This is a genomic window from Brevundimonas sp. GW821-FHT02A10, assembly GCF_059422025.1.
In genome coordinates, this window is record NZ_JBWKWC010000001.1 from 926,890 (window position 1) to 949,521 (window position 22,632).

Here is a 22,632-nt window from a genome sequence, read left to right on the forward strand (position 1 = left end):
GCCGGTGCTTAAGTCCCGGCTGCGCCCAAGTCGAGGGGTTTTCGATCGTTCGCGCGGCCCTCGCGCGCGCCTTGTTCAGGCGCACCGGGCCGCCGTCGGGTCTGGCCCCTCTCGCGGCGTTGTCGCCGCCTGTCCGGAACCCTTCCGGACCCTGTTCAGAGCCTTCAGACGCTCGACGCCTTCGGATCGCTTATGCTCGGCTTCGCCAAGAAAATTTTCGGCTCTTCCAACGACCGCAAGGTCAAGGACTTCCTGGTTCGCGTTGAGAAGATCAACGCCCTGGAACCCAGGTACGCGGCGCTGAGTGACGACGAGCTGCGCATGATGACCCAGACCTTCCGGGATCGTCTGGCGGGCGGGGAATCCTCGGACAAGATCCTCAACGACGCCTTCGCCGTCGCGCGGGAAGCCTCCAAGCGGGTCCTGGGCCAGCGTCAGTACGACGTGCAGCTGGCCGGCGGCATGATCCTCAACGAAGGCGGCATCGCCGAGATGCGCACCGGCGAGGGCAAGACCCTGGTCGCCATCGCCCCCGCCTATCTGAACGCCCTCAGCGGCAAGGGCGTCCACGTCATCACCGTCAACGACTATCTGGCCCGCCGCGATGCGGAATGGATGGGCCGGGTCTATCGCTTCCTGGGCATGGAAGTGGGCGTGATCGTCAACGGCCTGTCCTCGGGTCAGCGTCAGGCGGCCTATGCAGCCGACATCACCTACGGCACCAACAACGAGTTCGGCTTCGACTATCTGCGCGACAACCTGGTCTATGACCGGGCCGAGATGGTCCAGCGTCCGCACCATTTCGCCATCGTCGACGAGGTCGACTCGATCCTGATCGACGAAGCCCGCACGCCCCTGATCATCTCCGGCCCGACCGAGGACCGTTCGGATCTCTACAAGATCCTCGACGGCGTGGTGAAGGAGCTGATCAAGGACAAGGACACCTACGACCTCGACGAGAAGCAGAAGCAGGCCCTGCTGACCGAGGAAGGCTCCGAGCGGATCGAGCAGATCCTCGAGGAAGGCGGCCATTTCGCCGAAGACACGACCGGCCTCTATGACGCCGCCAACGTCAGCCTGGTGCACCACATCAACCAGGCCCTGCGCGCCAATACGCTGTACACGCGCGACAAGGACTACATCATCAAGGCCGGCGAGATCGTCCTGATCGACGAGTTCACGGGCCGGATGATGACCGGCCGCCGCCTGTCCGAAGGCCTGCACCAGGCCATCGAGGCCAAGGAGGGCGTGCAGATCATGCCCGAGAACCAGACCCTGGCCTCGGTCACGATCCAGAACTATTTCCGCCTCTACGAAAAGCTGTCCGGCATGACCGGCACGGCCGCCACCGAGGCCCAGGAGTTCGGCGACATCTACAAGATGGACGTCCTCGAGGTTCCGACCCACCGCCCGGTCCAGCGCATCGACTATGACGACGAGGTCTATCGCACCGAGCGCGAGAAGAACGCGGCCATCGCGCGCCAGATCGCCGAATGCCACGTCCGCGGCCAGCCGATCCTGGTCGGCACGGTGTCGATCGAGAAGTCGGAACAGCTGTCCGAACTGCTCAACACCTATGAATACAAGACCGAGGTCTCGCGTTCGCTGAAGCCCGAGTTCGAGGGCAAGACCAAGGAAGCCGAAAAGCTCGGCGACGCGGCTTGGGACATCGTCTGGAAGACCGAGTTCAAGGGCATCCCCCACTCGGTTCTGAACGCGCGCCAGCACGAGCAGGAAGCCTTCATCGTCGCTGACGCCGGCCTGCCGGGCGCGGTGACCATCGCCACCAACATGGCCGGCCGCGGCACCGACATCCAGCTGGGCGGCAACCTCGAGATGCGTCTCGAGAAATGGCGTCTCGACCAGCGCAACATGGGCGTCATGGTCACCCCCGAGGACGAGAAGGCCGAGGAAGTCCGCCTCAAGGCCGACATCGCCGTGCACAAGGCCGCGGCGCTGGAAGCCGGCGGCCTGTTCGTCCTGGGTACCGAACGCCACGAAAGCCGCCGGATCGACAACCAGCTGCGCGGCCGCACCGGCCGTCAGGGCGACCCCGGCACCTCGAAATTCTTCCTCTGCTGCGAGGACGACCTGCTGCGCATCTTCGCCGGCGACCGTCTGGACTCGATCATGCGGTCCTTCGGCGTCGCCGAGGGCGAGGCCATCTCCCACCCCTGGCTGAACCGCGCCGTCGAAACCGCCCAGAAGCGCGTCGAGACCCGCAACTACGACATCCGCAAGAACCTGCTGAAGTACGACGACGTCGTGAACGACCAGCGCAAGGCGGTGTTCGAACAGCGTCAGGAGTTCATGGACTCCGATGACCTGTCGGAACTGGTCGGCGAGTTCCGCGCCGACGTCGTCACCGATCTGGTCGACCGCTACATGCCGCCCAAGGCCTATGCCGAACAGTGGGACATCGACGGTCTGGACGAGAAGGTCCGCTCGACCCTCGGTCTGGAACTGCCGCTGCACGACTGGGCCGCCGAGGAAGGCGTGTCGAACGAGGAGGTCGAGGAGCGGCTGCAGGCCGCCGCCGCCGCCCGCGCCGCCGAACGTCTGGAGCTGGTCGGCGAAGGCCAGACCCGCGGCATCGAGAAGCAGTTCCTGATGCAGCAGATCGACATGTCGTGGCGTGAGCACCTGGTTCATCTGGATCACCTGCGCGGCGTCATCGGCCTGCGCGGCTACGGCCAGCGCGATCCGCTGAACGAGTACAAGACCGAAGCCTTCTCCCTGTTCGAGAACCTGCTGCACGAGCTGCGCCACAACGTCACCCGCTGGCTGATGACGGTGGAGTTCCGCTTCGAGGCCCCGCCGCAGATGGAAATGCCCGAGTTCCGGGAAATCCACCTGAACCCCGGCACCGGCGAGAACGAGATGGGCAATCCCTACGCCCAGAACCCGGAACAGCAGTTCACCGGCGACGACCGTTCGCGCCTGCCGGTCGAGCTCCTGCCCGTCGGTTGGGAACGCACCTCGCGCAATGCCGACTGCCCCTGCGGCTCGGGCCGCAAGTTCAAGCACTGCCACGGCAGCCTGATCTGACCTGATGGCCGCCCTGCCGTTCGATACGGGCTACTGGAAGTCCACGGGGTCGAACGCCTGGGTGACGCTGCAACCGTTGCTGGATCGGCTGTATCAGCCGATCAGCGACGCCATTCTGGCGCAGGTTCCCGTGGCGCCGGACGCGCGGGTTCTGGACATCGGCTGCGGCCCCGGCGCGACCACCCTGCAGATGGCCCGCCGCCTGACAGGCGGACTGTGCCTCGGCGTCGATGTGTCCGAACCCCTGCTGACGCTGGCGCGCACGCGGGCGGAAACGGAGGGCCTGACCAGCGCGGACTTCCGGCTGGCCGACGCCCAGACCGCCGTCTTCGATGCGCCGTTCGACGCCCTGATCTCGCGGTTCGGGGTCATGTTCTTCCCCGATCCCGGGGCCGCCTTCGCCAACCTGCGTGGCGCGCTGAAGGCCGGCGGTCGCCTGAGCTTCGCCTGCTGGCGGGGTCCGGAGGACAACCCGCTGGCCGGCCTGCCCGATGCGGTCGCCCGCCTCCTGATCCCGAACCTGCAAACGCCGCCGACAAGCGGTCCTGGACGGTTCGCCTTCGCCGATCCGGAGAAGGTTCGGAGCATCCTGCAGGGTGCGGGCTGGAGCCATATCGAGATCGTCCCTCTCGACGTTCCGACCCCGCTTTCGGTCGCCGAACTGGTCGAGATGTGTCTGAGGCTCGGGCCGGTCGGGGCCGCGATGCCCGGGCTCGATGAGCCCCTTCAAAAACAGCTCCATGACGCCATGACCCGGCGGGTGGAGCAGGAAGCCCGCGACGGCGTCGTGCCGATGACGGCCGCCTGTTGGCTGGTGAGCGCAACCGCATGAGCTTCAAGTCCCTCTTCTCGCGCGCCCTCTCCCTCGATCCGGAGCGGCTGCATTTCGCGGCCCACAGCCACCACCTCTGGCCCGATGCCTCCTTCGAGGGACAGGTGCGGGCCTGGGAAGAGGCCAATCGGTTCGCGGACCGCAAATGGGACCTGGTCTTCGGCGAGGTCGTGCCCGAGGCCCAGAAGCATATTGCGGCCGAGCTGAACCTGCCGTCGCCGGACACGGTGGTCTTCGCCCCCAACACCCACGACTTCCTGATCCGCATCCTGTCGGGCTTCGAGAAGAAGCCCGTCCGCATCCTGACCAGCGACGGCGAGTTCCACTCCTTCCGCCGTCAGGCCGAGCGCTGGGAGGAGGCCGGGGAGGCCGTCGTCACCCGCATCCCCCTCCTGCCCTATGAGACCTTCGACGACCGGTTCGTGGAAGCCGCGCGGGCGGGCGGGCATGACCTGATCCTGGTTAGCCAGGTCTTCTTCAAGACCGGCCTCGCCTTCAACCGCATCCCCGATCTGGCGGCCCTGGCCGATCCGGCCGGACCATGGGTGGTGATCGACGGCTACCACGGCTTCATGGCCACCCCGACCGATCTGTCGGCCGTGGCGGACCGGATCTTCTACGTCGCCGGCGGCTATAAATACGCCATGAGCGGCGAAGGCGCGGGCTTCCTGCATGCGCCGGACGGCTATTGCCCCCGACCGGTGATCACCGGCTGGTTTGCCGAGTTCGGCGACCTGATGGGCCGGCCCGAGGACGTCCAGTACCGCGCCGACGCAGGCCGGTTCTGGGGCGCCACCTTCGACGGCACGCCGCTGTATCGGTTCAACGGGGTGCGACGGATGCTGGAGGAGGCCGGCCTGACCACCGCCGACGTCTCGGCCCACGCCTTGGCGCTGCAGACCCGGTTCGCCGAGGCGCTGGCGTCAGGCGAATGCGGCGCACTGGGCGAGGCGGAGGTGCTCAACCCGGTCGTTGGAGACGCCCCCCACGCCCGGTTCATCGCGCTGAAGCATGCCGACGCCCAGACGTGGCGCGCGGCGCTGCTGGCGGCCAATGTGGTGACCGACGTGCGCGACGACACCATCCGCTTCGGCTTCGGCCTCTATCAGGACGCCGATGACGTCGAACGGCTGATCGCGATCTGCAAGCGACTGTTCTGACCGCCTTCGCGGCCTCGACTCAATAGAACTGGGTGTCTTCCTGCGGCGCCGGCCGGGGTGCGGCGCGCGGCGTCGTCCGCGGCGCGGGACGGGTCGTGGCTCCGCTGGACGGCGCGGGACGGGCCGGGGCCGATGATGGTGTCTGAACCGGTGCGGCTGGCGCAGGGATCGGGGCCGGACTCGGCGCAGACTGTCCATTGACCGGCGGGATCGGCGGCAAGTTCGGATAGGGCAGGCCCTCGACCTGGGGCTGGACCGTCGGTGCGGGGACCATCGGAACCTCAGGCGCCGCAACCGGCGCGGCCTCCACGGCTTCCGGAGCATCCAGATCGTCGCGGATAAAAGCCCAGGACCGGCTGTCGGCGCAGGCGCACGCCTTGAGGAAGCCCTCGCGGTCGCGCCAGATCACCAGCGGGAAGGTCGGCTTGACTCCAGCGTCGCGCATCAGGGCGTCGAGCCGCGACATGAACTGCCGGCCGGCCTCGACCACGGCGCTGCGCGCCAGATTGCCGTCGGCCAGAGGGATGCCCGCCGCCGTCCAGTCCTTCGCCGGTGTCGCCGTCCACCGTTGATAGAGGTCCCAGTCCCGCGTCAGCCACAGTTCGGCGAGGGTGGCGCGCTCGGCCGGGGTCGACTGCGGCGCCCCCTCCCTGTCCGGACGGGCGAAGAGGATCACGCGCACGTCGACGCCCCCGGCCCTCAGCTTTTCGGCCTCCTGCTGCTCATAGGCGCGGGTCGGGCCGCTGTCGCGATAGCCGATGATGTAGAGGGGCTGGTCGCCACCGCCACCCGGAGACACCCAGGAACTCTCATCCAGCAGACGCTGGATCTCGCCCTGGTTCCGCGTGATCGTGACCGGCTGGAAGCGGGCGTAGAAATGGTCGTAGGCGAGGTAGCCGCCGATGGCCAGAACGAGGCCAATCACAACCGCCAGGCCAGACCAGATCAGAAAGCGACGCATGCGGCGGGAGGCTCCAGCTTGAGCATTCGGCTCAGGGTAACGCTTAACACCGATTTGCGTCGCATTCGAACACCGAGGGGGCGAACTCATGCAACAGTCGCTGTTGCGGGGTCGGTCCGCCTCCCCATATCCCCGCCATGACCAAGCTCTCGATCCTCGACCTCGCCCCGGTGCCCCAAGGCTCCGACGTCTCACAGGCGCTGGCCAACAGCATCGATCTGGCGAAGACGGCCGAACGGCTGGGCTATCACCGCTATTGGCTGGCCGAGCATCACAATATGGCGGGCATCGCCTCGGCGGCCACCTCGGTGGTGATCGGGGCGGTGGCGGCGGCGACGAGGACGATCCGCGTCGGCGCGGGCGGGGTGATGCTGCCCAACCATGCGCCACTGGTGATCGCCGAGCAGTTCGGCACCCTGAACGCCCTCTACCCCGGCCGCATCGACCTGGGCCTCGGCCGCGCGCCGGGATCGGATCAGGCCACGGCCCGGGCGCTGCGCCGCACGCTCCAGGGCGACATCGACGCCTTCCCCCAGGACGTGATGGAGCTGCTGCACTGGTTCAAGCCGGCGGAAGAGCACCAGGCCATCCGCGCCAACCCCGGCGAGGGTCAGGCCGTGCCGGTCTGGATTCTCGGCTCCTCGACCTACGGCGCCCAGCTGGCGGCCCATCTGGGCCTGCCCTACGCCTTCGCCAGCCATTTCGCGCCCGGCGACCTGATGAACGCCATCCGCATCTATCGCGAGACCTTCCGGCCGTCGGAATATCTGTCCGCGCCCTACGTCATGGCCGGTTTTAACGTCTTCGCCGCTCCTACGGATGATGAAGCGAAATTGCTGTTCAGCTCGATGCAGCAGGCCTTCGTCAATCTGCGCTCGGGGCGTCCGGGCAAACTGCCGCCGCCAGTCGAGAACTATGAGGCCGGGCTGGACGCGGGCGCGCGCGGCATGATCGCCCAGGCCCTGTCCTGTTCCGCTGTCGGTTCGCCCGAAACGGTGCGGCAGGGGCTTGAGGCCTTCATCGCCCGCACCGGCGCCGACGAGCTGATGGTCACCAGCCAGATCTGGTCTCACGCCGACCGGGTCCGCTCGCTGGAAATCCTGGCCGGCGTCGGGATGGAGCTGGCGAAGGCCGCCTAGGCCCGGGCGCCCGCGGGCTTCAGGCCCAAGGTCCGGGCGACCTGTTCGAAATGGTCGTCCCAGGTCGGGGCGCGATAGGCCGGGGCCTCGGGCTTCTTCAGGGTGGCCCGCTCCAGCGCCGCCAGCCAGCCCAGTCCGTCCAGCGGATCGATCAGCTCGGCCTGGGGCACCAGTTCACGGTGCGCCGGGATGTCCGAGGCGATCAGCGGCACGCCGAGCGCGCAGGCCTCTACCGCAGGCAGATCGAACCCTTCGACCGAGGACGGCGCCACCACCGCCTGGGCGTTGGACATCAGGGTCGCCAGGGTGGTGTCGGGCAGGTTCGACGCCTGATGCACCAGACCGCGCAGATTGGGCGAGCGCTCGAGGTGGTCCAGCACCGCCTCGTTCTCCCAGCCGTAGCGGCCGACCAGCACCAGACGCGGCGCCTTGTCGCCCATCCGCTCCTCCAGCCGCCGCCAGATGGTCAGCAGGAAGGCCAGGTTCTTGCGCGCCTCGATCGTGCCGACGTGAACGAAATAGGGCCGCAGCGTCGGGGCCGTCGGCCGGGCGACCAGACCGGTCTCGAGACCCAGATGGATGGCGTCGATGGGCGGCGCCTGCAGCCCCTCCTGCTCCGCAAACCGGCGGAGCTCCAGGGCGGTGTAGCGGGAGTTCACCAGAATCCGCGACGCATGTTTGAGCGCGGTCAGGACCCGGACCCGGTGCTTGTCACCGTCGCCGGGGCGGCAGAATTCCGGATGGGTGATCGGGATCAGATCGTGCAGCAGCACCACCGTATCCACCCCGTGCGCCTTCAGGGACGCCAGAATGTCGGGCGTATTCAGGCTGGTGTGGCCGACGTTGAAATAGTGCCGGCTGGGTGGCAGCTCGGACATGCTGCGAGAGCGGAAGAACTGCTTCCAGACGCGCACCCGGCGGCCCGCGTTGCGATCGACATCGTCGGGCTTCGGAGCGGGGCTAAGCACCGACTGGGCGACAGATCCGTCGTCGTGCAGCGCAGCCAGAAGGCGCGTCTCGCCCTCGCCCATCGGCTGGGACGCGGTTCCGCTCCAGCGCGACCTCAGTTGCCTGACGCTGTCGCCGAACCAGATCGGGTCCACGGCGACCAGCCGGTCGTGCTTGCTGCGCACCGGGATCATGCGCACGTCCGGCCGGTCCAGAAGCCATTCGGCATAGGCCAGACAGACGCGGTCCACGCCCGTCGGAGCGCTGCGTTCCGTCCGGCTGACCAGCCGGCTGGCGTCGAACAGGATGTCTTCCGTCATGACGTGATCACCGCGCCCGCAAGGCGCAGCCCCCAAAAGACCCGTCTGTCTTACGAAACATAACCCGCCTGCATCAGTTCGGCGATATGGACGATCGCCACAGGGCGATCATTCTCGACGACGAACAGGGTGGCGATCTTGTTGGCCGACAACAGGTCGACGACGTCGCTCATCCGCTGATCGGGTCCGACCACCTTGGGATTGCGGTTCATGATGTCCGCCGCCGTGATGGCGGAAATGTCCTGGGAGAAGGCGCGGCGCACGTCGCCGTCGGTGATGATCCCGGCCAGGGTCCCTTCCGGATTGAGCACGGCGACCGCGCCCTTGCGGCCGGCCGTGATAGCCGAGACGACCTCGGCGAAGGCGGCGTCCAGAGGCACGCTGGCGGGCGGGGCGTGGTTGTCGCCCATCCATTCGCGCACGCTCTGCAGGCTCATGCCCAGAGAGCCGCCCGGATGGTGCAGGCCGAAATCGGTGGCGGTGAACTGGCGGCGGTCCATCAGCACCATGGCCAGGGCATCGCCCAGCGCCAGGGTCATCAGCGTCGAGGTGGTCGGGGCCAGGCCGTTGGGGCAGGCCTCGGCGACATTGGGCATCACCAGAGGCACCGCCGACATCCGCGCCAGGAAGCTGGAGCTGCGTTGGGTCATGCCGATGACCGGAATGTTGTTGCGCTGGCAGAAGATCAGCGGATCGCGCAGTTCACGGCTTTCGCCCGAGGCGGAAATGGCCAGAAGGGTGCAGTCCTCGCGCAGCATGCCCAGATCGCCGTGGCTCATCTCGGCGGGGTGGACGAAGAAGGCGTTGGTGCCGGTCGAGGCGAGGGTGGCGGCGATCTTGCCGCCGATATGTCCGGACTTGCCCATGCCGGTCACGACCACATAGCCGGGCCGCGACAGGATGACGTCGCAGGCGCGCGCGACCGAAGCGTCGATGGTCCGCTCCAGCGCCTGCAGGGCCTCGATATTGAGCTGGATCACCTCCCGCGCGCGGTCCGTCATGGAGGCGATCTGTTCGGGGGTCGAAGGCGCGTGGTCGGCGGTCATACTATATCCTTGCGCGGAACGCGGCGCCGTCTGCACGGCCGGTCGCGCCTCGCGATGTTGACCGCGAATTGCCCCAATATGGTCTCCGGCACAATGCTACGGAAAGGCGTACCCCCTTCTTCGAACAGGGAATCCCTCTGCCTGCCCCCACACCCCGCCCGCTCGTGAGCGGGGCTTTTTCGACAAATCGGACGGTGGCGGCCAACCTTTGCCGTCGTGGCGCGTTATCGGCCACGGGGGCTGCCAGACAGATCGAGAGTCCATGACGTCCAACGCCGGAACCGCGCCTCAAACCCTTTCGTTCCCGCCGACCGAGGTGCGCGGACTGGCGCTGTTCCTGGACATGGACGGGGTCCTCGCAGGCTTTGCCCCGACGCCCGATCAGGTGATGCCCGATCCGCGCCGCACCGCAGTCCTGCGCCGCCTCGGACCACTGCTCGAAGGGCGGCTGGCGATCGTCAGCGGCCGCACTCTGTCGGAAATCGATCGCATCACCGAGGCCGCCTCCCCCGCCGCCTCCGGCGTCCACGGGCTTGAGATTCGCACGCGGCAGGGCGAGGTCCGGACCCGCGCGGCGGCCCCGGCGATCCGCACCGCCGTCGCCGCCTTCCACACCTTCGCCGAGGCTCATCCCGGCGCGATCGTCGAGGACAAGGGCGTGGCCACGGGTCTGCATTTCCGTCAGGCCCCGGACGCCGCCGCCGCCGCCGAACGGCTGGCCCGCGACCTGGCGGCCGAGACCGGCCTCGTTCTGCAGCCGGGCCATATGATCTTCGAGCTCAAGACGCCGGGCACGGACAAGGGCACGGCCCTGACCGCCCTGATGGCCGAGGCGCCCTTCAAGGGGGGCGTGCCGGTCATGTTCGGCGACGATCTGACCGACGAACACGCCTTCCGCGCCGCTAAGGCTTTGGGCGGCTTCGGGGTTCTGGTCGGGCCGATGCGTGAGACCGCAGCCCGCTACCGGCTGGACGGGGTGCCCGAGGTGATGGACTGGCTGGAGACCGTCGCCGATCTGGCCGCCGCCGATCAGGAGGTCGAGGCATGACCGACTTGCCGCCGCTCAAGCCGTCCGTCGACCTCGCCCCCATCGGCAACTGTTCGATCAGCGCCCTGATCGACCGGCGCGGCCGCTATGTCTGGGCCTGCGCCCCGCGCATCGACGGCGACCCGGTCTTCTCGGCCCTGATGAACGGCGAGGCGCCCGACCACGGTTTCTGGTCGATCGAGCTGGAGGGGCTGAAACACGTCTCGCAGGCCTATATCCGCAACACGCCCGTCCTGCGCACCGTCCTGACCGCCGAGGACGGCGCCTCGGTCGAGATCATCGACTTCGCGCCTCGCCACCCGAAGCATTCGCGCACCTATCGCCCCCTCGCCTTCGGCCGGACCGTGCGGCCGCTGGAGGGCTCGCCCCGGATCACCGTGCGACTGAGGCCCTCGGCCGACTGGGGCGCGCGCCGAGCCGAGACCACCCACGGCTCCAACCACATCCGCTATCTGTGCGCCGACGTGACCCTGCGGTTGACCACCGACTGCCCGGTGTCGCACATCCTCGACGAGCGGACCTTCCGGCTGGAAAACCCGCTGTCCTTCTTCCTCGGGCCGGACGAAGGCTATGATCAGGAGGTCGGGCCCGGTGTCTCGGCGACGCTGGACCGCACTATCGCCTATTGGAAGAACTGGGTCCGCACCCTCTATATCCCGCTGGACTATCAGGACGCGGTTGTCCGCTCGGCCATCACGCTGAAGCTCTGCGCCTTCGAGGAAACCGGGGCCATCGTCGCGGCCATGACCACCTCGGTGCCCGAATTCCCCGAGAGCGGCCGCAACTGGGACTACCGGTACTGCTGGGTCCGCGACGCCTATTACACCGTGCGCGCCCTCAATCGTCTGGGCGCGGTCGACATCCTCGAGAACTACCTCGTCTATCTGAGAAACCTCGTCGACCAGTCGGCGGGCGGCCACGTCCAGCCCGTCTATGGTGTCGGGCTGGAAGAGGATATCGACGAACGGATCGTGACCTCGGTCGCCGGCTATCGCGGCATGGAGCCGGTGCGCGTCGGCAATCAGGCGCGCGAACACCTTCAGCATGACGTCTACGGACAGATCGTCCTGCCGCTGGTCCAGAGCTTCTACGACACCCGGCTGCTGCGGCCCGGCACGCTCGACGACTTCTATGCGCTTGAAAAGGTCGGCGAACGCGCCTTCGCCATGCACGATCAGGTCGATGCGGGGCTGTGGGAGTTCCGGACCATCGCCCGGGTCCACACCTATTCCTCGGTGATGTGCTGGGCCGCCTGTGACCGTCTGGCCAAGGCCGCCCAGCATCTGCATCTGCCGGACCGGGCCAACACCTGGAACCAGCGCGCGGCGATCATCCGTGAACGGATCGAACGCGAGACCTTCCTTCCCGAGGAGGGCCGGTTCGGCGCCAGCTTCGGCGGCGACGAACTGGACGCGAGCCTGCTCCAGCTGGTCGATCTGGGCTTCCTCGATCCGATGGACCCACGTCAGGTGGCCACCTTTAACGCCATCGAGAAAGACCTGAAGAAGGGCCCCTACCTCTTCCGCTATGTCATTCCCGACGACTTCGGTGAGCCGGAGACGGCGTTCAACTTCTGCACCTTCTGGTTCATCGAGGCCCTGCACCAGAACGGCCGGGACGAAGAGGCGCGCGAGATCTTCGAACAGATGCTGTCGCGCCGCACCCACGCCGGCCTGCTGTCGGAAGACATTTCGCTCGGCGACGACGAGCTCTGGGGCAACTATCCGCAGACCTATTCCCTGGTCGGGATCATCAACTGCGCCATCCTGCTCAGCCGGTCGTGGACGGACGTTCGCTAGGGATCGGGACGCTAACCCGCGACTGAACAAAGCGGAATCGCGTCAACCCCCAGGCAGTCACAAACAGCCCCGCTTGGCTTCACGATGTTGCGTTGCATCCAAAGCGTGGCGGCAGCGTTTCAGCGGCATGTCTCGTCTAATCGTTGTGTCCAACCGGGTGTCGGCTCCCTCCGACCCGGCAGCGGGCTCGGCCGGGGGTCTCGCCATGGCCCTCTCCGCCGCGCTCAGAAAATATGACGGCCTGTGGTTCGGCTGGTCCGGAGAGACCGTCGAACACTTCACCGGCGAGGCCAAGATGGAAGACCGGGCGGGCGTGACCGTCGCCCTGGTCGATCTGGAAGCCCAGGACGTCGACGAATATTATAACGGCTACGCCAACAAGACCCTGTGGCCCCTGTTCCACCACCGGGTCGATCTGACGGCCTATGAGCGGACGTATGGCGAGGGCTATGAGCGGGTGAACCGCCGCTTCGCCGAGGTGCTGGCGCCCCTGATCCAGCCCGACGACATCATCTGGATCCACGACTACCACCTGATCCCGATCGCGCGGGACCTGCGTCGTCTGGGGATCACCAACCGGATCGGCTTCTTCCTGCACACCCCATGGCCGGTGCGCCAGCTGCTGGTCACCCTGCCCCACCATCGCCGGCTGGTGGAATCGCTGTTCGCCTATGATCTCATCGGTTTCCAGACCGAGGAATGGCTCGATCTGTTCCGTGACTATGTCGTGTCCGAGGCGCGCGGAGAGCTGGTTGGCGACGGCGGGCTGGAAGCCTTCGGCCGAACCGTCCACGCGGGCGTCTTCCCCATCGGTATCGACGTCGAAGGCTTCATCGCCGCGCGCAACTCTCCCCAGGGCAATCGTACCTATGACCGGATGGCGGCTTCATCGGCCTTCCGGTCGATGATCGTGGGTGTCGACCGGCTCGACTATTCCAAGGGGCTGGAGGAACGGATGCTCGGCTATGAGCAATTCCTGCACGACAACCCCGCGATCCGCGGCGACGTCTTCCTGGTTCAGGTCACGCCGATCTCACGCGACGACGTCGACACCTATCAGGACATCCGCTCGCGCCTCGACGCGCTGGCGGGGCGGATCAACGGCGAATACGCCGACATGGACTGGCAGCCGATCCGCTATCTGAACCGGGGCTATCGCCGGGACCAGCTGGCCGGCATCTATCGCGCCGCCCGGGTCGGTCTGGTGACGCCGCTACGCGACGGCATGAACCTGGTGGCCAAGGAATATGTCGCGGCCCAGAACCCGGAGGATCCCGGCGTCCTGATCCTGTCGCGCTTCGCCGGCGCCGCCGAACAGATGGGCGAGGCCCTGCTGGTCAATCCGTTCAGCCGCGAGGAGCTGTCGGACGCCATCAAGAAGGCCCTGACCATGCCGGTCGAGGAACGTATCCGCAAATGGACCGCCCTGATGAAGGTGGTCCGCGACACCGACGTCTCGATCTGGCGCGACGACTATGTCGGCTGCCTGACGTCGATCCCGATCAGCGGCGACGGCGACGCGCCGTTTCATGAGGATCCCTTCCACCACGAAGGCCACGCCGCCAACGCCGCCTGATCAGGCCGCCCGGTTCGAGGTCGCGGCGGCGATGTCGCCGTCGCGCGCCATGGCCCGCAGGCGCGCCGGGCGGTTCTCGATCCGGGCGATCCAGGCGTCCAGCGTGGGACTCTCCGGCAGATGGCCCCGGGCCCACATCACGGTCGAGCCAATCATGACGTCGGCGGCCGAGAACCGGTCGCCCATCAGATAGGGCGCACTCCACAGCCGGTCGAGGAGGCGATCGACCACATCCTCATAACGCCGCACCGAATGGGGATCGGTCGGCACATGGCCCCCGAGCCTCGGGCCGAGCACCGGCTCCAGCTCGCCTGCGCCCCAGGCCAGCCAGGTCAGGAACTCGCCCCGGTCGCGATGACCGACGGGTGCGCCCATTCCGGCCTCGGGGAAGAGGTCGGTCAGATAGAGGGCCACCGCCGCGCATTCGGTGATCAGGGCCCCGTCGTGGATCAGGGCCGGAACCTTGCCGTCCGGGTGCGGGTTGGCAGGATCGCGACCTCCCGAACCGTCCATCCGGCGGATGTCGCAGTAGCGGACCTCATGATCGGCCCCCAGTTCCTCCATCAGCCAGACAAGGCGCGAGGACCGGGACATCGGAGCGTGGAACAGCGTCAGCATCGAAGTTTCTCCTCCTCCTGCGCTGCGTCAGCGCGGTGAAACTTGACTACTGCCACCCTGCTGCCAGCATGCTGTCAGCAGCGGAGCCTTATGCACCGCCCTCAAGCAGCGAAGCCCCGCGGGCTGAGCGATAGGGCCCAACAATGAGACGCGCCGACCGCCTGTTCCAGATCGTGCAGATGCTGCGCCGCTCGTCCCAGCCGGTGACGGCGGACACGATCGCGATCGAGCTCGAGACCTCCAAACGCAGCGTCTATCGCGACATCGCCGCCCTGATGGGCCAGCGGGTGCCGATCCGGGGTGAAGCGGGGATCGGCTATGTGCTGGATTCCGGCTTTGACATGCCGCCCCTGATGCTGACCTCCGACGAGATCGAGGCGGCGGTGCTGGGCGCACAATGGGTGGCGTCGCGCGGCGATCCGGCCCTGGCCCGGGCCGCCCGCGATCTGGTCGCCAAGATCGCCGCCAGCGTGCCGGAGCGGCTGCGGCCGGTGGTGCTGGAGCCCTCGGTGACCTCCGGCCCCGTCTGGGCGGGCGCTCGAGAGGATCGGCTGGACATGGGCCAGGTCCGCACCTGGATTCGCTCAGGCCGCAAGCTGACGCTCGATTATCGCGACGAGCAGGACCGGGCCTCCTTACGCACTGTCTGGCCCTTCCTGATCGGCTATCGCGAGACGGTGCGGCTGCTGATCGCCTGGTGCGAAACGCGGCAGGATTTCCGCACCTTCCGCACCGACCGGGTGGTCGAAGCGACCTTCCTCGACGATCGCTATCCCGAACGTCCGGCGCGGCTACGCACCCGCTGGCAGGCCAAGATGGACGAGGAGCACAGGCTGTACCTCGAAAGCAAAAACCCTCTCCCATAGGGAGAGGGTTTCCGACTCCGCACCCGGCGGGGAGGGTCAGTAGATCTCGAACAGACCCGCGGCGCCCTGACCGCCGCCGATGCACATGGTGACGACGCCGTATTTGGCGCCGCGACGCTTGCCTTCGATCAGGACGTGGCCGGTCATCCGGGCGCCGGACATGCCGTAGGGGTGGCCGATGGAGATGGCCCCGCCCGAGACGTTCAGCCGGTCCATCGGGATGCCCAGGGTGTCGGCGCAATAGAGCACCTGAACCGCGAAGGCCTCGTTCAACTCCCAGATGCCGATGTCGTCCATGGTCAGACCGTGGCGCTTGAGCAGTTTGGGCACGGCGTAGATCGGGCCGATGCCCATCTCGTCAGGCTCGCAGCCGGCGACGACCATGCCGCGATAGGCGCCCAGCGGCTGCAGACCGTGACGGACGGCCTCGCCGGCCTCCATGATCACCGAGGCCGAGGCGCCGTCCGACAGTTGGGACGCGTTACCGGCGGTGATGAACTCGCCCTGCTGGATCTCCTCGCCGCCGCCGAAGACCGGCTTCAGCGACTTCAGGCCTTCCAGCGTCGTATCGGCCCGGTTGCCCTCGTCCTTCGACAAGGTGACTTCCTTCGACGAGGTCTGGCCGGTCGCCTTGTCCATGACCAGCATGGTGGAGGTCATCGGCACGATCTCGGCGTCGAACCGGCCCGCTTCCTGGGCGGCTGCGGTGCGCTGCTGCGATTGCAGGGCGTATTCGTCCTGACGGTCGCGGCTGATGCCGTAGCGGCGGGCGACTACCTCGGCGGTCTCCAGCATCGACATATAGATGTGGGGCGAGAGCTTGAGCAGCGCCTCATCCTTCATCTTGTAGAGGTTCATGTGCTGGTTCTGGACCAGCGAAATCGACTCCAGACCGCCGCCGACGGCGACCTTCTGCTGGTCGACGATCACCTGTTTGGCGGCCGTGGCGATGCCCATCAGGCCCGACGCGCACTGGCGGTCGATGGTCATGCCGGGGACGCTGGACGGCAGGCCGGCGGCAAGGGCGATCTGACGCGCGACATTGGTGCCGGTCGAGCCCTGCTGCAGGGCCGCGCCCATGACCACGTCCTCGACCTCGGCCGGGTCGATGCCGGCGCGGGCCACGGCGTGCTTCACGGCATGGGCGCCGAGTTGCTGGCCCTGGGTGTCGTTGAATGCGCCGCGATAGGCGCGCCCGATAGGGGTCCGGGCGGTCGAGACGATGACGGCTTCACGCATGATGCTCTCCTGAGGCGCCGCCGCTCGGGGCGGACGGCGCCGTTCCTCTGGTGTCGCCCCCGACTTCTGCGGCCGGTTCGGCGAGCGATGAAATTCTCTAGCGGCCTGCCGTCACGTCAACGCAAGGCGCAACGATCAGGAATGATGCTTCTGCGCCTTGGTCAGTTCGATCATGCCCTGGGCGGCGCCCATCTCCGGCACGATCTCGCCGGTGCGGTCCGAGATGGCGTCAAACTTCGCGGCGACCTGTTCCAAGGCGTCGGGGCCGACGGCGAAGTCGCCCTGGGTGATCGTCACATAGGCGCGCTCGAAACCGCCGGCCCCGGCGCCGAGGATGACCCGGGTCGGAGCCTCTTCGGAGACCAGATACAGCAGGCCTGGCGACACCAGCTCCGGCCCCAGGGCCTCCAGCGGCAGGGCGGCGCCCAGGTCCTCGGTCATGCGGGTATGGGCGGTCGGGGCCAGGCAGTTGACCTTGATGTTGTTCTTGGCGCCCTCGATCGACAGGGTCTGCATGAAGCCGACCAGAGCCATCTTGGCCGCGCCGTAGTTGGCCTGGCCGAAATTGCCGTAGAGGCCCGAGGACGAGGTCGTCATCACGATCCGGCCATAGTTCCGCTCGCGCATGCCGTCCCAGACCGCCTTGGTGCAGTTGACCGCTCCCATCAGGTGGACGTCGACGACGAAGCGGAAGTCTTCGAGGGTCATCTTGGCGAAGGACTTGTCGCGCAGGATGCCCGCGTTGTTGATCAGGATGTCGACCGAGCCCCATTTGGCGACGGCCGCATCGACCATGGCCTGGACCGCGACCGGATCGGTGACAGAGGCGCCGTTGGCCATGGCTTCACCGCCCGCGGCGACAATCTCGGCCACAACAGCTTCGGCCGCCGCCGAGGAGCCGCCCGATCCGTCGCGCGCCGCGCCCAGATCATTGACCACGACCTTTGCGCCCCGCGCCGCCAGAGCCAGGGCGTGCTCGCGCCCCAAACCGCCGCCGGCCCCCGTCACGATCGCCACCTTGCCGTCGAACCGGATCGCCATAGTCATTCTCCCGTGAATTTTCTGCTCATCTACGCCGGCGCCGTCGCGTAAGCCAAGAGCGTCCTGTCAGGGCGCGCCCGGCACTATGTGTTGAAACGGCGCCACAGTGGCCACATTCCCGAACGATTACGAGGAACCATCAGAGGTTGGCTTGGTTTTGACCATCGAGCGCCGCACGGAACCGTACGGCTATCGGCATTTCATTGAGAACGAGGGTCCTAGAAACATGAAGCTGAAACTTCTCGCCGGTGTTGCGGTGGCAGGGCTGTTCGCAGCCGGCGCCGCTTCGGCCGAGCCCGATGGCTGGTACGGCGCGATCGACGCCGGCTATCACCACATGGAAGACGGCATCAACGCCGAATCCCAATCGACCGGCAACAACTTCAACTTCGAAGTGAACGACGGCTGGGCCGCGTTCGCCCGCCTGGGCTACCGGTTCAACCCGAACTGGCGCGTTGAACTGGAAGGCGGCTATCGCTCCGGCGACGTCGGCACCGTTCGCGCGGCGTCGGGCAACAACGGCGTCTGCAACCTCTCGCCCGCGACCGGCCCCTGCTACTCGCCGGAAGGCGACATCGAATCCACCACCCTCATGGCCAATGTCATCTATGACTTCGGCTGGTCGGGCTGGGGCATTCGTCCGTTCGTCGGCATCGGCGCCGGTGTGAACCACGTCAACACCGACGTCGTCGGCCGCCTGCGCAACAACCGCGGCGTCGGCTTCGTCGCTGACGACAGCTCGACCAAGTTCGCCGCCCAGGCGATCGCCGGTCTGGCTTGGGCCATCTCGGACCGCGCCAACATCGACCTGACCTACCGCTACCTGACGGGTGACGCCGAGTTCGCCTCGGTCGCTTCGGTCGCGGCCTACGACCAGGGCACGTTCGAAGGCGACTACGACAACAGCCACACCGTAACCCTGGGCCTGCGCTACGCCTTCGGCGCCGAGCCGGCCCCGCCGCCTCCGCCGCCCCCGCCGTACGTCCCGCCGCCGCCCCCGCCGGTGGTGACGCCTCCCCCGCCGCCGCCGCCTCCGCCGGCCAAGCCCGCCGCTCGCCAGTTCGTCGTTTACTTCGACTGGGATCGCTCGGATCTGACCACGGAAGCGCGTTCGGTGATCACGGCCGCCGCCAACTACGCCAAGTCGGGCGCTCCGACCCGCGTCCTGGTCGTCGGCCACGCCGACACCTCGGGTTCGGCCGCCTACAACATCGGCCTGTCGAACCGCCGCGCTCGCACCACGGCTGACGCCCTGGTCGCTCAAGGCGTCGCCGGCGGCGTGATCTCGCTGGACGGCAAGGGCGAAACCCAGCTGGCCCGCGCCACCGCCGACGGTGTCCGCGAGCCGCTGAACCGCCGCGCCACCATCGACATCAACTTCTAAGCCCCGAGGGGCCTGCTCAGGCAGGCCCCGACGGTCTTCGGATGTCGAAGACTTTGAAACGCCGGCCCCGCGCACGCGAGGCCGGCGTTTCTACGTTCGGGCCGGTGCTCAGGCCGGGCGTTCAGGCCGCTCGGTTCAGGAGAGGCTGGCGCGGACCACGTCGCAGACGCGATCGATCTGCGCATCCGTGAGGCTGCTGCCCGAAGGCAGGCACAGCCCTCGATCATAGATCCGCTCGGCGGCCGCCCCGCCGATCATCGGCGCATCGGCGAAGACCGGCTGCAGATGCATGGGCTTCCAGGCCGGACGGCTTTCGATGTTCACGGCCTCCAGCGCCTTCATCAGCACGAGCGGTCGCGCCTTCGCGACGTCCGGATCCAGCTGAATCACGGTCAGCCAGCGGCTGTGCCGCCGCCCCGGGGCCTCGGGCGCGAACGACAGACCCGGCAGGTCGCCGAGGGCGGCGACATAGCGATCGAAGATGGCCCGGCGCCGCGCCACCCGCGCCTCCAGCGAGCCCAGCTGCGCCACCCCCACCGCCGCCGACAGGCTGGACAGGCGATAGTTGAAGCCGACCTCTGTGTGTTCGTAGTGGACGGCGGACTGCCGCGCCGCCGTGGCCAGATAGCGGGCCCGGGTGATCAGGGCCGCGTCGTCGGAGGCCAGCATGCCGCCGCCGCCCGTGGTGATGATCTTGTTGCCGTTGAAGGAATAGGCGGCGGCCAGCGCCCCCCGCCCGGCCGGCCTGCCGTTCAGGGTCGCGCCCACGGCCTCGGCCGAATCCAGAATGACCGGCACGCCCCGGGCGTCGGCGACGGCGCGGATGGCGTCGATGTCGCAGCACTGGCCATAGAGGTCGGCGGGCACGACGGCGCGCACCGTCAGGCCTTCCGCCTCGGCCCGCTGGAAGGCCGCCTCCAGCAGGCGCGGATCCAGATTCCAGCTGTCGGCCTCGACATCGACGAAGACCGGCGTCGCCCCCGCATGCAGGATAGGGGCGACCCCGCCGACGAAGGTCAGGCTGGGCGCGATCACCGCATCCCCGGACTTTAGCCCCAGCATGGCCAGGGCCAGATGCAGGGCAGCCGTACCCGAGGCCACTGCGGTCGCGTGGGCCAGGCCGACGGAGGCGGCGAACTCACGCTCGAACCGCTCGACCACCGGTCCGACCGAGGACACCCAGCCCGCGTCATAGGTCTCAAGCAACAGCCGGCGCTCGGCCTCGCCCATGTCGGGGGCGGAAAGGGGGATGCGTTCGTTCATGATCTCGCCGCCACCCGGGCCGGAGCGCCCGCGCCGATATTGAAGCCCGGCAAAACCGCGGCGCCGGCGCCGATCAGGGCGCAACCTTTGACGGAGGGGACGGGCTGGATACTCACGCGGGCATCTGGCCCCCTGACCCTGATTCCCGCAAGCGGATCGGAGTTCAGCCGACCGTTCGGACCAGAACGGGCGCTTCGGAGGCGGTGGCCGCCGGGGTCGCGGAGGCGTAGCGGGCGATCCAGACATGGCCGGCGCCGATCACGGCCGTCGCGGTGATCACGGCGGAAACGACGGCGACGGCGACCAGCCGCAGTCCGTGCGCCATTTCTTCCAGATCAGACGGCATCGCGCTCCCCCGAGTCGATCGACACGGTTAATGACCATGGTCGTCTGAATCGTTCAAGTCACGGAACGGTGTGAGGAATCAAAAAGGGCGACGCCGAAGCGCCGCCCTCTCTGCCGCATCGTCCGAGGTGCAAAATCAGCCGCGGAACGGACGGATCAGGATTTCGACGCGACGGTTCTGGGCCCGGCCCTCCGGCGTGTCGTTCGAGGCCACGGGCGTGCGCGAGCTGTTGCCGGCGACATAGAGGCGTTCGCGCTGCACGCCGTTGCGGATCAGGGCGTCGGCGACCGAGATGGCGCGGCGCTCGCTGAGCGGCTGGTTGATGGCGTCCCCGCCCGAGGAATCGGTGTGACCCACGATGTCGACCAGCGACTGGTCATAGCGCTGCAGCACCGCCGCGACATCGGCCAGGGTGGCGTCGAAGCGCGGGTTGATGTTCGACTGGTTGGTCGCGAAGGTCACGTCCGACGGCATGCGCAGGACCAGGTTGTCGCCCTGACGCGCCACGCCGACGCCCGAGCCGGACAGCTGGCCTTCAAGATCGCGCTGCTGGCGGTCCATGTAGCTGCCGACCGCCGCGCCGCCCAGGGCGCCGATGCCGGCGCCGATCAGGGCGTTCTTGCGGCCCTGTTCGCCGTTCGAGGTGTTGGTCAGATAGCCGAGCACCGCGCCACCCAGGGCGCCGGCGAGGATGCCGGTTCCGGTGTTGTTACGCTGGGGCGTCGAGCTGTACGGATCGGTGGTGGTGCAGGCCGTAGCGCCCAGCATGGCCAGAACGCCGACGCCGGCGACGATGAAATTGGTGCGCATGGTGGAAATCCTTCTTCTTGTCCTTGCCCAACTCTTGGGACCCGAAACGTGGCCTTACTGTGAAGGTTCCAACGTGACACGCAGATGAACGAACGGGCCGAGCGGCGCCGATCTGCCAATTTCCGGCGTTAGGGCGTAAGGAACCCTCCGTATTCCGATCTGAAGGCCCGCCCGTGAGCTCTACCCTGACCGCAGAAACCGCCGCCACCTCGACTGCCGGAGCCATCCAGCCCGTGTCGATGTCGCGCTATGACACCGACTTCCAGGGCTTCAGCGACGATTTGGGCGCCTCGTTCAAGCGCTATGGCTTCGCCGTCATCGCCGACCATGGCCTCGACGAGGACGTGATCCAGGCGGCCATCGCCGACGCCAAGGCCTTCTTCGCCCTGCCCGAGGACGTCAAGCGCGCCTACCATATGCCCGGCACCGGCGGCGCGCGCGGCCTGACCCCGTTCGGGACCGAGGCGGCCAAGGACGCCAAGACCGTCGATCTCAAGGAATTCTGGCACACCGGCCGCGAACTGCCCGCCGGCCACGCCTACGGCAAATATATGCGCGCCAACCTGTGGCCGACCGAGGTCGAGGGCTTCCGCGACCACCTGTACGGCATGTTCGAGGCGCTCGACACGCTCGGCCGCAAGATCCTCAAGGCCATCGCCCACTACCTCGACCTCGGCGACGACTTCTTCGAGGACAAGGTCGAGATGGGCAACAGCGTGCTGCGCATGCTGCACTATCCGCCCGTGCCGCTGGACGCGCCCGGCGTGCGCGCCGGCGCCCATGAGGACATCAACGTCATCACCCTGCTGCTCGGCGCCGAAGAGGCCGGCCTGCAGCTCAAGGACGCGGAAGGCGAATGGCTGGACATCGCCCCGCCTCCCGGCGCCCTGGTGGTCAACATCGGCGACATGCTGCAGCGGCTGACCAACCACGTCCTGCCCTCGACGACCCACCGGGTGGTCAATCCGGCGCCCGAGCGTCGCGGCTTCGCCCGCTATTCGACGCCCTTTTTCCTGCACTTCAACCCGGACTTCGTGATCGAGACCCTGCCCTCGACCATCACGCCCGAGAACCCCGACCGCTATGTCGGCAAGTCCATCATGGCCGAGGACTTCCTGATGGAGCGACTGAAAGAGATCCGGTTGATCTGATCCTCGAGCCATTCCGAAAGCAAAACGGCGCGCCCCT

The 22,632-nt window shown here is 67.6% G+C and carries 19 protein-coding genes; 10 read left to right on the forward strand and 9 right to left on the reverse strand.

Annotated elements, in window-relative coordinates; all coding sequences use genetic code 11:
• The first annotated feature begins 192 nt into the window (after window positions 1-192).
• From secA to AC07U0_RS04270, 3 genes are read left to right on the forward strand one after another with little or no spacing between them, the layout of a single operon-like run.
• A complete protein-coding gene (secA, locus tag AC07U0_RS04260; protein WP_494718775.1) occupies window positions 193-3,048 on the forward strand; it encodes a preprotein translocase subunit SecA in 2,856 nt (951 codons plus the stop codon).
• Between the two features lie 4 nt (window positions 3,049-3,052).
• The gene (locus AC07U0_RS04265) at window positions 3,053-3,880 is read left to right on the forward strand and encodes a class I SAM-dependent methyltransferase (RefSeq protein ID WP_494718776.1); all 828 of its coding nucleotides are present in this window, start codon (window positions 3,053-3,055) and stop codon (window positions 3,878-3,880) included.
• Window positions 3,877-5,040: an aminotransferase class V-fold PLP-dependent enzyme gene (locus tag AC07U0_RS04270; RefSeq protein ID WP_494718777.1), complete on the forward strand. Its 1,164-nt coding sequence runs from the start codon at window positions 3,877-3,879 to the stop codon at window positions 5,038-5,040. Before AC07U0_RS04265 ends, AC07U0_RS04270 begins: the two co-directional genes overlap by 4 nt.
• 19 nt (window positions 5,041-5,059) lie before the next feature.
• On the opposite strand, the gene AC07U0_RS04275 is transcribed toward AC07U0_RS04270, so the two are convergent.
• Entirely contained in the window at window positions 5,060-6,001 is a 942-nt protein-coding gene (locus AC07U0_RS04275) for a hypothetical protein (RefSeq protein WP_494718778.1), read from the reverse strand.
• 137 nt (window positions 6,002-6,138) lie between these two features.
• Between AC07U0_RS04275 and AC07U0_RS04280 the strand changes: the two genes are divergently transcribed.
• Entirely contained in the window at window positions 6,139-7,140 is a 1,002-nt protein-coding gene (locus AC07U0_RS04280) for an LLM class flavin-dependent oxidoreductase (RefSeq protein WP_494718779.1), read from the forward strand.
• On the opposite strand, the gene AC07U0_RS04285 is transcribed toward AC07U0_RS04280, so the two are convergent.
• Both AC07U0_RS04285 and AC07U0_RS04290 read right to left on the reverse strand, forming a co-directional pair.
• Window positions 7,137-8,408 carry a glycosyltransferase family 4 protein gene (locus AC07U0_RS04285; protein WP_494718780.1) on the reverse strand — a complete coding sequence of 424 codons (1,272 nt, stop codon included), beginning with the start codon at window positions 8,406-8,408 and terminating at the stop codon, window positions 7,137-7,139. The two genes, AC07U0_RS04280 and AC07U0_RS04285, sit on opposite strands and share 4 nt — an antisense overlap.
• A 50-nt stretch (window positions 8,409-8,458) precedes the next feature.
• Window positions 8,459-9,454 (reverse strand): KpsF/GutQ family sugar-phosphate isomerase, encoded by a 996-nt coding sequence (locus AC07U0_RS04290; RefSeq protein ID WP_494718781.1) that lies wholly within the window; start codon window positions 9,452-9,454, stop codon window positions 8,459-8,461.
• Window positions 9,455-9,716: 262 nt separating this feature from the next.
• Here AC07U0_RS04290 and otsB point away from each other — a divergent pair, with 262 nt between their 5' ends.
• The 3 genes from otsB to AC07U0_RS04305 all read left to right on the forward strand — a co-directional run bounded on the left by otsB (window position 9,717) and on the right by AC07U0_RS04305 (window position 13,877).
• Window positions 9,717-10,502 carry a trehalose-phosphatase gene (otsB, locus tag AC07U0_RS04295; RefSeq protein WP_494718782.1) on the forward strand — a complete coding sequence of 262 codons (786 nt, stop codon included), beginning with the start codon at window positions 9,717-9,719 and terminating at the stop codon, window positions 10,500-10,502.
• Window positions 10,499-12,301: a glycoside hydrolase family 15 protein gene (locus AC07U0_RS04300; RefSeq protein WP_494718783.1), complete on the forward strand. Its 1,803-nt coding sequence runs from the start codon at window positions 10,499-10,501 to the stop codon at window positions 12,299-12,301. Before otsB ends, AC07U0_RS04300 begins: the two co-directional genes overlap by 4 nt.
• A gap of 127 nt (window positions 12,302-12,428) precedes the next feature.
• Complete coding sequence (locus tag AC07U0_RS04305) at window positions 12,429-13,877, forward strand: alpha,alpha-trehalose-phosphate synthase (UDP-forming) (protein WP_494718784.1); 1,449 nt, start codon at window positions 12,429-12,431, stop codon at window positions 13,875-13,877.
• Here the strand turns inward: AC07U0_RS04305 and AC07U0_RS04310 are convergent, their stop codons facing one another.
• The gene (locus AC07U0_RS04310; protein WP_494718785.1) at window positions 13,878-14,495 is read right to left on the reverse strand and encodes a glutathione S-transferase family protein; all 618 of its coding nucleotides are present in this window, start codon (window positions 14,493-14,495) and stop codon (window positions 13,878-13,880) included. It abuts the gene before it with no gap.
• A 143-nt stretch (window positions 14,496-14,638) separates the two neighbouring features.
• Here AC07U0_RS04310 and AC07U0_RS04315 point away from each other — a divergent pair, with 143 nt between their 5' ends.
• Complete coding sequence (locus AC07U0_RS04315; protein ID WP_494718786.1) at window positions 14,639-15,361, forward strand: helix-turn-helix transcriptional regulator; 723 nt, start codon at window positions 14,639-14,641, stop codon at window positions 15,359-15,361.
• Between the two features lie 36 nt (window positions 15,362-15,397).
• Here AC07U0_RS04315 and AC07U0_RS04320 read toward each other — a convergent pair whose 3' ends face one another.
• Together AC07U0_RS04320 and AC07U0_RS04325 are read right to left on the reverse strand one after the other, a co-directional pair.
• Window positions 15,398-16,600: an acetyl-CoA C-acyltransferase gene (locus AC07U0_RS04320; protein ID WP_494718787.1), complete on the reverse strand. Its 1,203-nt coding sequence runs from the start codon at window positions 16,598-16,600 to the stop codon at window positions 15,398-15,400.
• A gap of 135 nt (window positions 16,601-16,735) precedes the next feature.
• Entirely contained in the window at window positions 16,736-17,641 is a 906-nt protein-coding gene (locus AC07U0_RS04325; protein ID WP_494719186.1) for an SDR family NAD(P)-dependent oxidoreductase, read from the reverse strand.
• 226 nt (window positions 17,642-17,867) lie between these two features.
• Here AC07U0_RS04325 and AC07U0_RS04330 point away from each other — a divergent pair, with 226 nt between their 5' ends.
• The gene (locus AC07U0_RS04330) at window positions 17,868-19,025 is read left to right on the forward strand and encodes an OmpA family protein (protein ID WP_494718788.1); all 1,158 of its coding nucleotides are present in this window, start codon (window positions 17,868-17,870) and stop codon (window positions 19,023-19,025) included.
• Window positions 19,026-19,160: 135 nt separating this feature from the next.
• On the opposite strand, the gene AC07U0_RS04335 is transcribed toward AC07U0_RS04330, so the two are convergent.
• The 3 genes from AC07U0_RS04335 to AC07U0_RS04345 all read right to left on the reverse strand — a co-directional run bounded on the left by AC07U0_RS04335 (window position 19,161) and on the right by AC07U0_RS04345 (window position 21,444).
• Window positions 19,161-20,288, reverse strand: a complete 1,128-nt coding sequence (locus AC07U0_RS04335) for a DegT/DnrJ/EryC1/StrS family aminotransferase (protein WP_494718789.1) — start codon at window positions 20,286-20,288, stop codon at window positions 19,161-19,163.
• Window positions 20,289-20,451: 163 nt separating this feature from the next.
• On the reverse strand, window positions 20,452-20,634 hold the full coding sequence (locus AC07U0_RS04340; protein WP_494718790.1) for a hypothetical protein: 183 nt from the start codon (window positions 20,632-20,634) through the stop codon (window positions 20,452-20,454).
• Between the two features lie 135 nt (window positions 20,635-20,769).
• Complete coding sequence (locus AC07U0_RS04345) at window positions 20,770-21,444, reverse strand: YiaD family glycine zipper/OmpA-like lipoprotein (RefSeq protein ID WP_492946568.1); 675 nt, start codon at window positions 21,442-21,444, stop codon at window positions 20,770-20,772.
• A 239-nt stretch (window positions 21,445-21,683) separates the two neighbouring features.
• Between AC07U0_RS04345 and AC07U0_RS04350 the strand changes: the two genes are divergently transcribed.
• Window positions 21,684-22,595 (forward strand): isopenicillin N synthase family dioxygenase, encoded by a 912-nt coding sequence (locus tag AC07U0_RS04350; RefSeq protein WP_494719187.1) that lies wholly within the window; start codon window positions 21,684-21,686, stop codon window positions 22,593-22,595.
• The last annotated feature ends 37 nt before the right edge of the window (window positions 22,596-22,632 follow it).